This is a genomic window from Streptomyces venetus (genome assembly GCF_039540295.1).
GTDB lineage: Bacteria > Actinomycetota > Actinomycetes > Streptomycetales > Streptomycetaceae > Streptomyces > Streptomyces venetus.
In genome coordinates, this window is record NZ_BAABET010000006.1 from 625,203 (window position 1) to 637,635 (window position 12,433).

10 protein-coding genes are annotated in these 12,433 nt (G+C 73.0%); 5 read left to right on the forward strand and 5 right to left on the reverse strand.

Translation table 11 applies throughout. The features are described 5' to 3' along the window. Positions 1-84: 84 nt before the first annotated feature. Positions 85-1,758, forward strand: a complete 1,674-nt coding sequence (locus ABEA82_RS22825) for a PucR family transcriptional regulator (RefSeq protein WP_345663447.1) — start codon at positions 85-87, stop codon at positions 1,756-1,758. 138 nt (positions 1,759-1,896) lie between these two features. Then, the gene (locus tag ABEA82_RS22830) at positions 1,897-2,676 is read left to right on the forward strand and encodes a hypothetical protein (protein WP_345663448.1); all 780 of its coding nucleotides are present in this window, start codon (positions 1,897-1,899) and stop codon (positions 2,674-2,676) included. A gap of 277 nt (positions 2,677-2,953) precedes the next feature. On the opposite strand, the gene ABEA82_RS22835 is transcribed toward ABEA82_RS22830, so the two are convergent. Continuing rightward, positions 2,954-3,820 carry a GntR family transcriptional regulator gene (locus ABEA82_RS22835; RefSeq protein WP_345663449.1) on the reverse strand — a complete coding sequence of 289 codons (867 nt, stop codon included), beginning with the start codon at positions 3,818-3,820 and terminating at the stop codon, positions 2,954-2,956. 128 nt (positions 3,821-3,948) lie between these two features. Here ABEA82_RS22835 and ABEA82_RS22840 point away from each other — a divergent pair, with 128 nt between their 5' ends. Both ABEA82_RS22840 and ABEA82_RS22845 read left to right on the forward strand, forming a co-directional pair. Further along, positions 3,949-4,800, forward strand: coding sequence for a (2Fe-2S)-binding protein (locus tag ABEA82_RS22840; protein ID WP_345663450.1), 852 nt, complete (start codon positions 3,949-3,951; stop codon positions 4,798-4,800). 325 nt (positions 4,801-5,125) lie between these two features. Beyond that, positions 5,126-6,172 carry a DUF2637 domain-containing protein gene (locus ABEA82_RS22845; protein WP_345663451.1) on the forward strand — a complete coding sequence of 349 codons (1,047 nt, stop codon included), beginning with the start codon at positions 5,126-5,128 and terminating at the stop codon, positions 6,170-6,172. Between the two features lie 57 nt (positions 6,173-6,229). Here ABEA82_RS22845 and ABEA82_RS22850 read toward each other — a convergent pair whose 3' ends face one another. Both ABEA82_RS22850 and ABEA82_RS22855 read right to left on the reverse strand, forming a co-directional pair. Continuing rightward, entirely contained in the window at positions 6,230-6,652 is a 423-nt protein-coding gene (locus tag ABEA82_RS22850) for an ATP-binding protein (RefSeq protein ID WP_345663452.1), read from the reverse strand. Between the two features lie 500 nt (positions 6,653-7,152). Further along, positions 7,153-7,776, reverse strand: coding sequence for a hypothetical protein (locus tag ABEA82_RS22855; RefSeq protein ID WP_345663453.1), 624 nt, complete (start codon positions 7,774-7,776; stop codon positions 7,153-7,155). A 232-nt stretch (positions 7,777-8,008) separates the two neighbouring features. Between ABEA82_RS22855 and ABEA82_RS22860 the strand changes: the two genes are divergently transcribed. Then, entirely contained in the window at positions 8,009-9,406 is a 1,398-nt protein-coding gene (locus tag ABEA82_RS22860) for a helix-turn-helix domain-containing protein (RefSeq protein WP_345663454.1), read from the forward strand. Positions 9,407-9,417: 11 nt separating this feature from the next. Here the strand turns inward: ABEA82_RS22860 and ABEA82_RS22865 are convergent, their stop codons facing one another. After that, positions 9,418-11,160 (reverse strand): pyruvate dehydrogenase, encoded by a 1,743-nt coding sequence (locus tag ABEA82_RS22865; protein WP_345663455.1) that lies wholly within the window; start codon positions 11,158-11,160, stop codon positions 9,418-9,420. Between the two features lie 66 nt (positions 11,161-11,226). Further along, positions 11,227-12,433, reverse strand: a 1,207-nt coding sequence (locus ABEA82_RS22870) for a protein phosphatase 2C domain-containing protein (protein WP_345663457.1), incomplete at its 5' end; no start/stop codon positions are given.

Below are 12,433 nucleotides of genomic sequence, written 5' to 3' on the forward strand. Positions count from 1 at the left end.
AGGTCGGCCCGACGAACAGGCGTTCCCTCCGCACCCCACCAAGATCCACCATAGATTTCGAGACAAAGAACGGCGGCGACGAGAATGCGGCTGCGCGCACTGCTGGACACGGACGCGCTGGGCCTCAAGCTGCTCGGCGGCGAGGACGAGCTGGACCGCACCGTGCGCGGCGTGATGACCACCGACCTCCGGGACCCCAGCCGCTACCTGTCGGGCGGCGAACTGGTGCTCACCGGCCTGGCCTGGCGCCGGGACGCCGCGGACTCGGAGCCGTTCGTCCGGATCCTGGTGCAGGAGGGCGTGGCCGCGCTGGCGGCCGGCGAGGCCGAGCTGGGCGATGTGCCGGAGGACCTGGTCGCCGCCTGCGCACGCCACCGCCTCCCGCTCTTCGCGGTGCACGAGTCGGTGGCCTTCGCGACCATCACCGAGCACGTCGTACGGCAGGTCTCCGGGGAGCGCGCCGGCGACCTCGCGGCGGTGGTCGACCGGCACCGGCGGATGATGACCTCGGGCCCGGCCGGCGGCGGCCCCGACGTGGTCCTGGACCTGCTCGGCTCGGACCTGGACCTGCGGGCCTGGGTCCTCGCCCCCACCGGCCGGCTGATCGCGGGCTCGAAGGCCGCGGGCCCCGCCCTGCCCGCCGAGACCTGCGGACGGCTGGCGGCGGAACACCTGACCGCCACCCGCACCGGCCGCCGCGCCCCGCACCGCGTGCTCCTGGGCGGCAGCACCTACTCCCTGTTCCCGATCCGCTCGACGGGCCGCTCCGCGCAGACCGCCCGCGACGTCCGGGAGACCGTGCTGTCCGACTGGCTGCTGGCCGTCGAGGCGGACGCCGGGGACTGGGCGGAGGAGCGACTGGACCTGCTGCACGGCGTCACGCAGCTGATCGCGGTCGAGCGGGACCGGAGGGACGCGGCCCGCACGGTCCGCCGCCGCCTCGCCCAGGAGGTCCTGGAACTGGTCCAGACGGGCGCGGCCCCCGCCGAGATCGCCGCCCGCCTGCGCGTGGCCGCCCCGGTGCTGCTGCCCGGTCTCGGCGCGGCACCGCACTGGCAGGTGGTCGTGGCCCGCGTCGACTGGGACGGCGGGGACGTCGAGGGCGGACCGGTGGCGCAGGCCCTGCTGGAGGAGATCCTCGTCGACCCCCGGTCGGCGGGCCCCGAGCACTCGGACCGCATCGCCGTGGCCCACACGGGCGAGGAGGCCATCGCCCTCGTCCCGCTGCCCGCCGTCTCCACCGAACACGACGGCTCGGAGGCCGGCGTCCTCGCGGACGCCCTCCTGGAGTCCGTACGAGACGCTCTCACGGCGGGCCTGGACGACGACGGGCACCTCACCCTCGGGGTCAGCGCGGCCGTGCACTCCGCCGAGGGCCTGCGCGGCGCGCTGGAGGAGGCCCGCCACGCGAGGCGCGTCGCCGCCGCCCGCCCCGGCCGGGTCTGCGCGGCGGGCCACCAGGAGCTGGCCTCCCACGTCCTGCTTCTGCCCTTCGTCCCCGACGACGTCCGCCGCGCCTTCACGGCCCGCCTCCTGGACCCCCTGCGCGACTACGACCGCCGCCACCGGGCCGAACTGATCCCCACCCTGGAGGCCTTCCTGGACAGCGACGGTTCCTGGACCCGCTGCGCCTCCCGCCTCCACCTGCACGTCAACACCCTGCGCTACCGGGTCGGCCGCATCGAGCAGCTGACGGGCCGTGACCTGTCACGGCTGGAGGACAAGCTGGACTTCTTCCTGGCACTGCGGATGAGCTGACCCGACCCGGCAACCGATCACGCCGTGTGTCCCACGACTTTGTGAAATCCTTCACCCACCCCCTTGGCCCGGCACCGGGATTCGTGCTGAGATGCCGCCACCACTCAACAGCTCGATGGCGTGCTCGGGGAGGGCAACGTGGCGCATACCGCCATGTCTGGTAACGGAACGACCGCAGGTGACGATCCCCTCCAGACCGCGGTATGGCGGCTGCGCTCGCGCGCGTGCTGGGCAGACGCCGCCGCCCTGCTGGTACCGGCCACCCCCGCGGCGGCGCTGCAACGGGCCTCGCTGCTGGTGGAGCGGTGTCTGTACACCGAGCAGGGCTGGGAGGAGGCCGAGGACGCCCTGCGTACGGCCGAGGCGCTGGCCCACAGCGACGAGGAGCGGGGCGCGGCCGCTTGTGAACGCGGGTACTTGGCCTACGCGGCGACGCTGCTCGCGGTCCGGGACCGGGCCGACGAGGCGCGGGCGGCGCTGGGGAGGGCGGCGGCGCTGATCCCTCCGGGGGCTCCGCAGCGGGCCCTGCTGGACTTCCGCCGGGGGTTGCTCGCGGAGAACCTGACCCTGGCCCCGCAGGCGGCGCGGGCCGCGTATCGCCGCGCGCACGCCGGGGCGACGGCGCGTCCCGATCCGTTGCTGCTGTCCTTCACGTGGCGTCACCTGGCCGGACTCGCCTTGCGGGACGGGGAGTTGGCGGAGGCGAGGCACGGATTCGCGGAGTCGCTGCGGATCCGTGAGGAACTGGGCTATCTCGTGGGCACCGCCCCGGCGCTGGTGTCGCTGGCCGATACCGAGACCGAGCCGGAGGCGTCGCGGCTGCGGGAGGAGGCTCGGCGGCTGTTCCGGTTGCTCGGGGGTGTGCCGACCTGGTTGGCGCGACAGTTGGCGCCGGTGCCGCCGGCCGCGACGGCCTGATACGAGTACCCGGCGTTGGTGCCCGGGACGGGGCGTTGCGCAACTCGGCGGCGCGAGGTGCCGCTGCGCCCACCCGTGCCGCCCCTAGCGGCACGCATGCCCGCAGCTGGGGCGGATGCGCCCGCAGCGGCCGACGTGCGCAAGGGGCCGTGTCGGGGGGTGTCCGCCCGCAGTGGGCGGCGCGTGTGACGCCAGTTAGCCGGTAGGCGACTTGGTCGCGCCGTTCCGAGGACGGACACCCCCCGGCGCGGCCCCGACCCACCCCCCACCCCGCCGCTCAGCCGACCCCAGCCGCCCCGCTGCTGAAGTGCTCCCCCACCAGCGCCCGCACCACATCCAGATCCCGGGCGATCAACGCGTCCAGCAGCGCCGTGTGTTCATGGGCGTCCGCCACCAGTGCGGCCCGCCCCCGGGCGTCCGGCCGTCCCCCCACCAGCGGCCACTGCGCCCGCCGGTGCAGGTCCTCCGCGATCTGGACCAACTGCTCGTTGCCGGACAGGGACAGCACGGCCCGATGGAACACCCGGTCGGAGTCCGCGTACGTCGCGCGGCACCCGGAGGACGCCGCGCGAACTGTCGCCTCGGCGAGAGGACGCAGCTCGGCCCACCGCTCGGCCGGCACAGTCCGGGCCAGCCGCAGCATCACCGGCACCTCGATCAGCGCCCGCACCTCAGCCAGCTCCGCCAGCTCCCGCACCCCCCGCCGCACCACCCGAAACCCCCGGTTCGGCACGACCTCGACCGCGCCCTCGAGCGCCAGCTGCTGCATGGCCTCCCGAACCGGCGTCGCCGAGACCCCGAACCGCTCGCCCAGCACCGGCGCGGAGTACACCTCCCCGGGCTTGAGGTCCCCCGCCACCAGCGCGGCCCGCAACGCGTCGACGATCTGCCCCCGCACCGAGGCCCGCTGCACGACGGCCCGGTGCCCCAAAGGCGCGGGCTCACAGTGCGTGTGCTCCCCCCGCACAGCCCCACCCTGCTGCGGCACCCGTACCTGCCCGGCCTGCCCGGCCTGCCCGCCCCGCCCGGCCTCCCCAGCAGAAACCCCCACATCCGCCCGAACCCGTGGACCCCCCGCCCCGATGGCGCCCTGCGCACCCTGCTCCACGGGTCCTCCTCCGGACGTATCGGTACTTGGGGTCATTACGGCGGGTTGTTACTCGTCCGTCAAGCACCATAAGCGCACCGGCCGCCAGTTCAAATCCCAGCGATCTTGGGTTAGGTTAGGCTTACCTCCCAACCACCACTCCTACGACGTGGATCGGTGATCGCATGCCCGTGCCCCGTTCGGCCGTCTCCGGCGCCTACGCCCGCCTGGCCGAGGTCCTCCCGGGGCTCGCCGTCACCGAACTGAGCCCCGAGGACGACACCCCGCACGGCGGCGGCTGGACCCCCGCCACCGCTCTCGCGGCCGCCGGCCCCGACCTCGACGCCTTCCTGGCCTGGGACGACACCCAGATCCGCCGGGACTACGACCAGCAGGCCCGCCCCGACGTCATCGCCAGTTTCGGCCTGCACCGGTACGCCTGGCCCGCCTGCCTCCTGATCACCGTCCCCTGGTTCCTGAACCGCCGCGTCCCCCGCTACCCCGTGACGCACGTCTCGTACGACCGCACGGACCCGGAGCACGTCATCGGCCGCATGGCCGTCCGCCCGACCGGTTTCGCCTGCCTGCCCGACGACGACGCCGCCGCGCTGCCGGGCGCCCGGGTCGTCCCGGACGAGGAGGCACTGCGGGCCGAGGTGCGGTCGGCGGTCGCCGAGCACATGGAGCCGGTACTGACCGGCTTCGGCCCCCGGATGCGGCGTCGCGGACGGGCCCTGTGGGGCATGGCGACGGACGAGATCGTCGAGGGCCTCTGGTACGTCGCCCAGCTGTTCGGTGAGATCGAGGAACGGCGCGCGATGCGCGAACTGGAGCTGCTCCTGCCGGGCGCGACGAAGCCGTACGTGGGCACGGCGGCGTTCCGCGAGCTGAACGGCCCCGGCGGCGAGCCCCTGCGCACGCGGGACCGGGCAAGCTGCTGCATGTTCTACACGCTGCGCCCCGAGGACACCTGCGCCACCTGCCCACGCACCTGCGACGCGGACCGGGTCAACAAGCTGCTGGCGACGGCCAGTTGAGCCCCGCTCGGACCGAGCGACCCCTCTACACCCCGTAGGATCGTCACCGCACCGGGCGCCCACTCGCCCGCGGTCGATCCACATCGCCCTCAGTCGATTCACACCACCCTCATGGGTCACGGAAACTTTCCGGGGAACCACCCGTACGGGTATTCTTTCTCGAACTCAACTCCCGTCCCTCACGCGGCAGTTCGAGCGGAACGCCGCCGTGGGCATCCCCTTGCACTTCCTTGGCGGCCTCTTGCCCCGAAACCCCCTGAGGGCCGATGGGATTGGGCCACTATGGCGGGCGTTACGCCCTATCCCAATGCAAGGGACCACCCAGATGAAACTGACCGACATATCGCTGAACTGGCTGCTTCCGGGCGCCGTGCTTTTCCTGGGCATGCTGGCGGCGGTGGCGGTGCTCGCGCGCGGCAAGCGCTCCTCGGTCAAGGACACGAGCGCGGACGACTCCTGGGAGCGCAGCGAGGAACGCCGCAGACGCAAGGAAGCCCTCTACGGCACCGTCTCCTATGTTCTGCTGTTCTGCTGCGCGGCCGTCGCCGCCGCGCTCTCCTTCCACGGCCTGGTCGGCTTCGGCGAGCAGAACCTCGGGCTGTCCGACGGCTGGCAGTACCTCGTCCCGTTCGGCCTGGACGGCGCGGCGATGTTCTGCTCCGTGCTCGCGGTGCGCGAGGCCAGTCACGGTGACGCGGCGCTCGGCTCCCGGATACTGGTCTGGACGTTCGCGCTCGCCGCGGCCTGGTTCAACTGGGTGCACGCGCCCAGGGGGCTCGGCCACGCGGGCGCACCCCACTTCTTCGCGGGCATGTCGCTGTCGGCGGCGGTGCTCTTCGACCGCGCGCTGAAGCAGACCCGCCGCGCCGCCCTGCGGGAGCAGGGCCTGGTGCCGCGCCCGCTGCCGCAGATCCGTATCGTGCGCTGGCTGCGGGCTCCCCGGGAGACGTACAGGGCCTGGTCGCTGATGCTCCTCGAGGGTGTGCGCAGCCTGGACGAGGCGGTCGACGAGGTGCGCGACGACAAGCGCAAGAAGGACGAGGCCCGGCAGCGGCGCCGGGACCAGCAGCGCGTGGAGCGGGCCCAGCTGAAGGCGATCAGCCGGGGTCACCGCGGCTACCTCGGCCGCGGTGGCGGCGGTGGCCGGCAGCTGGAGGTGCAGGTGGAGCGCGGCTCCTCGCAGGTCTCAGCGGAGCCTGCCATATCCGGGCCGGAACAGCTGCCCGTACGCTCGCGTCCCTCCCTTCAGCCGGTCCGCAAAGGGACTGACCCCGTGACCGTCGACCTGACCGCGGAGGACGACACCATGGCGCTGCCGCGTCTGGACTCCCTGGAGCGCAAGCTCAAGGACCTGGAGCAGCAGTTCGGCTGACGGAGCGGTACACGGACGGAAGGGGACGCGGCCCGCGGGCCGCGTCCCCTTCGCCGCTCACGCCGCTTCGGCCCCGAGTTCGAACCAGACGGCCTTTCCCACGCCGTGTGCCCTGACCCCCCAGGAGTCCGCGAGGGACTGGACCAGGAACAGGCCCCGGCCGTTCGTACCGTCGTCGGCGACCGGTACGCGCAGCCGGGGTCTGCGGGCCACGAAGTCCCTTACTTCCACCCGCAGTCCACGGGGTCCGACGGTGGCCGTCAGGACCGCGTCATGGTCGGTGTGGACGATGGCGTTGGTGACGAGTTCGCTGGTGAGCAGTTCCGCTACGTCGGATTGTCCGTGCTTCCCCCACTGTCCGAGCAGGTCCCGCAGTGCCTTGCGGGCCTCCGGCACGGCCCGTAGGTCCGCCCGCCCGAGTCTGCGCCTCAGCTGCGGCGCCGCCACCTGCTCCGTGACGTCTTCGGCCTTGTCCTCCATGGTCTCCGCCGAGAAGGCCCCTATCGCTATGGGACCGCCTCCTCGTGCCTGCCTCTCCATGACCCCCGCCCGTGCGCCGATGTCGGTTCCCCTCCTGGTCGAACACGTTCACGGGGATCCATGCCCCATCGGGCACGCGGCAGTCATGTCGAATCGTCAACGACCGGATGTTCGGCCACACGGACGGGGCCGGGGAGCCGGGCGGAGCGGCTCCGAGCGGTACGGCGGCGCAGGGCAGGGGGACAAGAGGGTAGCCGTTGCACCTACCGCGGTGGATCCTGACCGCCGGAGATCGGACGAACTGCCGAGGGCCGTCTGCCGATTCTTCCGTACACGGCCGGCGGACGGCGGGCCCGTACCCGTGCGCGCCAATGCGGTGAAGTTGGCCGAAGTACGTCGGTCTCCCCGTCGGCACCGGCCGCCGGCACCGGCCGGAAGGGGCCGTCCTCCCGACCCCCGTGGCGGGAGGACGGCCCCGGTCCTCGGCGGTGGCCGCGCCGTCAGTAGAGCTTGTTGACGGCGGTGGTCGTCGTCTTCTTGAAGGCGGCCACCGGGGCGTCGTCGAAGTCGCCCATCTGTCCCCACTCGACGACGGTGACGGTCCTGCCGTCCCGCCCGACGGACAGCAGCGCGACGTCCGTGGCCCCCCAGGAGGTCTCGGTGTGCAGTCCGCGGACGCGGGCGCCCTCCTCGACCGGCAGCGAGCCGTAGTCCCGGCCCTCGGCCTCGATGTCCGGAGAGGACTCCTCGATGCGGTCGGCGCAGGTGCGGATCAGGTCGTCGTAGTGCTTCGCCAGGGCCTTGGCCTGGGCGGCGGTGCCCGTCACGACGGTCAGCTGCACGGCGCTGGTGTCCAGGTCGGTCCGGAACTCCCGGTGCCGGTAGTCGTAGGAGGGCACGCCCTCCGTGCTCACGCAGAAGCCGAGCCCTTCCGGGAACCCGTCGGTGACCGGCCCGGCGGTCCAGGACGACGTCGGGTGCGGCGGCAGCTGGGACGCCGACAGGAACTTGGGCGCGGCGGCCTTCGGCGCGGCGCCGGCGGCCGGTGCCGTGAGGACCGTGCCCGCCGCGAGGGCGGCGACGGTGAGTGCGGTGAGAGCGCTCGTTCGGATGCGCATGGACATGGGTGTCCCCCCGTTGATGAAAGCGTGGACGTGGATGCCGCGGCGAGGCCGGCTGGTCGGCCCGGGCCTGGTCGGTGCGACACCAAGAGCATCAGCGGTCACGGCCGAGGGGCGCAACAACCTGCGGCCGATCGGCCACCCTGGAACCATCCCAGCCCCTCTGACGTGCAGGTACAGGGATGCCTGGGATGCCGTCCCGGGCCGGGTCGGACCTTACGAGGGCGGGGGAAACGTGTCGGCACAGGAAGACGTGGACGACGTCGGGGAGTTCGCGGCGCTGCTGAGGGCGCTGAAGGAGCGCACCGACCGCAGTTACGGTTCGCTGGCCCGCCGTCTGGCCATGAACACCTCGACCCTGCACCGCTATTGCGCGGGTGAGGCGGTCCCTGTCGACTTCGCGCCCGTGGAGCGCTTAGCGGCGCTCTGCGGGGCGTCCCCGGAGGAACGCCTGGAACTCCACCGCCGCTGGCTCCTGGCGGTGGCGGCACGTCAGCGCCCGCGTGCGGCCAAGGCCGCGCCGCTGCCGGGCGACGACGCCGCGGACGAGACGACCCCCAACGCGACGGGCGCCCCGGGGACCGAGAGGACTTCCAGCGCGACAGACACCCCGGGGAACGAGACGACCCCCGGCCCGGCGGACGGCCCGAGGGACGCCCCGAACCACCACCCGGCTGCCGCCGACTCCCCGCTCCCCCACCGCCCCTGGTACCGCCGCGGGCGGCTCGTCGTCGGTCTGGCCGCCGCCTGTGCGGTGCTCGCGACCCTCGGGAGCCTGTCGGCGCTGCCGGACGGGCGGCGTCCGTCCGACGACCGTGTCCGTACGGCCGGACCCGCCGCCTCCGGCACGACGGAGGCCAAGGCACCGAAGCGGGAAGACCCTTCGCCCACCGCCCCGAGCAGCTCCCCCACACCGAAGCGCCCCAGCCCCTCCACCACCCCGAAGAAGAAGCGGAAGCCCTCCCCGAAACCCTCCACCCCGGAGACCACCCGGCCCACCACCGGAAAGGCCCCCGCCACACCGCTCACCTGGTCCGCCAACTCCCAGGCCTGGAAATTCGGCTGCGGTCACGACTACGTCATCGGCAAGCCGCCCGAGCAGGTGCCGCCGCCCCCGGCCCCACAGGACGCGGGAACCTGGGCGGCGACGCAGGGCGCGGTGCACGGCAGGGAGACGATCGTGGAACTGTCCGTGCAGGGGCGGACGGACACGGCCGTCGTGCTGGAGGCGCTGCGCGTGCGCGTGGTGGGGCGTACCGCGCCCGTGCGGGGCAACACCTACGCCATGGACCACGGCTGCGGCGGTTCGCTCACCCCGCGCTACTTCGACGTGAACCTGGACAAGGACCGGCCGATCGCGCACGCGGTCCCCGGGAGCGACACCGGCACCCCGATCCCGGCGGTGCGCATGCCGTACCGCGTCTCCGCGACGGACCCCGAGGTCCTGCTGGTCACCGCGCGCACCACGGGGTGCGACTGCCGCTGGTACCTGGAGCTGGACTGGTCCTCGCAGGGCCGCAGGGGCACGGTCCGCATCGACGACGCCGGCCGCCCGTTCCGGACCAGCGGCATCGAGGGGCTGCCCCGCTACGGGTACGACACCTCGGCCCGGCAGTGGGGGCCGTACAGCTGACCGCCCGGGCCCTACAGCCGGGGCACGTTGCGCAGGTTGGAGCGGGCCATCTGGAGCATCCGGCCGACCCCGCCGTCCAGCACCATCTTGGAGGCGGACAGGGCGAATCCGGTCACCATCTCGGCCTTGATCTTCGGCGGGATGGACAGCGCGTTGGGGTCGGTGACGACGTCGACGAGGGCCGGGCCCTTGTGCTTGAAGGCCTCCTTCAGGGCCCCGGCGAGGTCCTTGGGCTTCTCCACGCGCACGCCGTGGGCACCGCAGGCGCGGGCGACGGCCGCGAAGTCGGGGTTCTTGTTCGCCGTGCCGTACGACGGCAGCCCGGCGACCAGCATCTCCAACTCGACCATACCGAGCGAGGAGTTGTTGAAGAGGACGACCTTCACGGGCAGGTCGTACTGCACCAGCGTCAGGAAGTCGCCCATCAGCATGGAGAACCCGCCGTCGCCGGACATCGACACGACCTGCCGCTTGCGGTCGGTGAACTGGGCGCCGATCGCCATGGGCAGCGCGTTCGCCATCGAGCCGTGGGAGAAGGAACCGATGACGCGGCGGCGGCCGTTGGGTGAGATGTAGCGGGCGGCCCAGACGTTGCACATGCCGGTGTCGACGGTGAACACGGCGTCGTCCGCGGCGATGTCGTCGAGCACGGACGCCACGTACTCGGGATGGATCGGCACGTGCTTGTCGACCTTGCGGGTGTACGCCTTCACCACCCCCTCCAGCGCGTCCGCGTGCTTCTTCAGCATGCGGTCGAGGAAGCGGTGGTTCTTCTTCTCCTTCACCCGGGGGATCAGACAGCGCAGCGTCTCCCGTACGTCGCCCCACACCGCGAGGTCCAGCTTCGAGCGGCGGCCGAGGTGTTCGGGCCGCACGTCGACCTGGATGATCTTCACGTCGTCGGGGAGGAAGGCGTTGTACGGGAAGTCGGTGCCGAGCAGGATCAGCAGGTCGCATTCGTGGGTGGCCTCGTACGCGGCGCCGTACCCGAGCAGCCCGCTCATCCCGACGTCGAAGGGGTTGTCGTACTGGATCCACTCCTTGCCGCGCAGGGCGTGCCCCACCGGGGACTTGATCTTCCCGGCGAACTCCATGACCTCGGCGTGCGCGCCGGCCGTGCCGCTGCCGCAGAAGAGGGTGACCTTGTCGGCGTCGTCGATCATCTCGACCAGCCGGTCGATCTCGGCGTCCCCGGGGCGGACCGTGGGCCGGGAGGTGACGAGGGCGGTCTCGGCGGCCTTCTCCGGGGCGGGCTGGTCGGCGACGTCGCCGGGCAGAGTGACGACGCTGACGCCGCTGCGGCCGACGGCGTTCTGGATGGCGGTCTGCAGCAGCCGGGGCATCTGCTGCGGGCTGGAGATCATCTCGCTGTAGTGGCTGCACTCGGCGAACAGCCGGTCGGGGTGGGTCTCCTGGAAGTAGTTGAGACCGATCTCGCTGGACGGGATGTGCGAGGCGAGGGCGAGGACGGGCGCCATGGAGCGGTGGGCGTCGTACAGGCCGTTGATGAGGTGGAGGTTGCCGGGGCCGCAGGAGCCGGCGCAGGCGGCGAGCCGTCCGGTGATCTGTGCCTCCGCCCCGGCGGCGAAGGCGGCGGTCTCCTCGTGGCGGACGTGGATCCAGTCGATGGCGGAGTTGCGGCGGACGGCGTCGACCACGGGGTTGAGGCTGTCGCCGACGACTCCGTAGAGGCGTCTGACTCCGGCGCGGGTCAGGATGTCGACGAACTGTTCCGCGACGTTCTGTTTGGCCATGACTCTCGTCTGCCCCTTCGGTCTCCTGGGATCCCTCCGGGTTCCATCAAGTCACACGCGCCGACGTCACGCCTCCCAGACGGCGGCGGCCGTACGGTCGTCCGCGTACCCCTTGACCCGCACCTGGGAGTCGGCGAGGAACGCGGCGAGCCCGGGCGGCTCGGGGCGGGACCAACGGTCGGCCAGGTACTCGCCCAGTTCGGGTTCGCCGCGCAGGGGGTCGGCGAAGCCGCCGCTGCACATGAGCAGGGTGTCACCCGGGCGGGCGACGGAGGTGCGGAAACGGAAGGGTTCGCGGGGCGGTTCCGGGGCGGGCTCGTACGGGCTGGGCGGGGTCGGGATGCCCAGGTCCATGGTGAGCCGGTCGCCCTCGGGCGTCTCGGGGGGCGGCGATCCGAACCCCAGGACGGGTTCGCCCCTGACCTCGGTGACCCGCGGTTCGATGTCCTGCCACTCGCCTTCCCGCAGCCGGAACAAGCCACCCGGTCCGACGCCGAAGAAGACACGGGTACGGCATTCCGGGTCGGCGGACAACAGGAGGCAGCGCAGGCTCGCCGCGTACTCGCCGGGGTCGACACCCTGTTCGGCGGCGCTGGCGCGGAGCTTGCCGAGGCTGCGGTCGGTGAGGCGGTGCAGGCCCGACTTCAGGTCGCCGCGCCGGCCGGCCCTTATGTCCGCCACGAGCCGCGCGTGGCTGCGCCCGACGGCCCGCCCGATCCAGTGACAGGCCTCGGCGGCGGCCCGGTGCGCCCCGGGCGTGGCCCGGGCCCCGGTCGCCATGGCCACCAGCAACAGTGCCTGCTCCCCCGCGCCGAACCGCGCGGTGAGCAACGAGTCCCGCCGTGGCTCGCCCCGGTACCGCGCGGAGTCCCCCCGTACGGACACGGCCCGCAGGGTGCAGGCCCCGTACCGAGCTCCGTCGAGCACGGTGTCCGCGACGAGATCGTCGAGATCGTCCGGGTCGGCGGGTGGCAGCGCGGTGGGTTCGGCGTCGTAGGTCGGCGGCCGGGACCCGACGTGCCCCCTGGCCCGCTCGGTGGGCGGCGCGGGGGGCTCGATCCGGGGTTCGGGCCGAGGTTCGGGCCGCTCGAGCTGTGGAGCGTCGACGGGCCGCGGCGGGGCCGGTGGCGGCTCGGCGGAGCGCGGCGGCACCGGTGGCGGCTCGGCGGAACGCGGCGGCGCCGATGGCGGTGGCGGCTCGGCGGAACGCGGCGGCGCCGATGGCGGTGGCGGCTCGGCGGAACGCGGCGGCGCCGATGGCGGTGGCGGCTCG

Excerpts from the sequence above, each read along its gene's own strand:
- ABEA82_RS22845 (WP_345663451.1), top strand. The coding sequence starts at position 5,126 with ATGAAACTGACCGACATATCGCTGAACTGGCTGCTTCCGGGCGCCGTG.
- ABEA82_RS22850 (WP_345663452.1), bottom strand. The coding sequence starts at position 6,652 with ATGGAGGACAAGGCCGAAGACGTCACGGAGCAGGTGGCGGCGCCGCAG.
- ABEA82_RS22835 (WP_345663449.1), bottom strand. The coding sequence starts at position 3,820 with ATGACCCCAAGTACCGATACGTCCGGAGGAGGACCCGTGGAGCAGGGT.
- ABEA82_RS22825 (WP_345663447.1), top strand. The coding sequence starts at position 85 with ATGCGGCTGCGCGCACTGCTGGACACGGACGCGCTGGGCCTCAAGCTG.
- ABEA82_RS22865 (WP_345663455.1), bottom strand. The coding sequence starts at position 11,160 with ATGGCCAAACAGAACGTCGCGGAACAGTTCGTCGACATCCTGACCCGC.
- ABEA82_RS22855 (WP_345663453.1), bottom strand. The coding sequence starts at position 7,776 with ATGTCCATGCGCATCCGAACGAGCGCTCTCACCGCACTCACCGTCGCC.
- ABEA82_RS22840 (WP_345663450.1), top strand. The coding sequence starts at position 3,949 with ATGCCCGTGCCCCGTTCGGCCGTCTCCGGCGCCTACGCCCGCCTGGCC.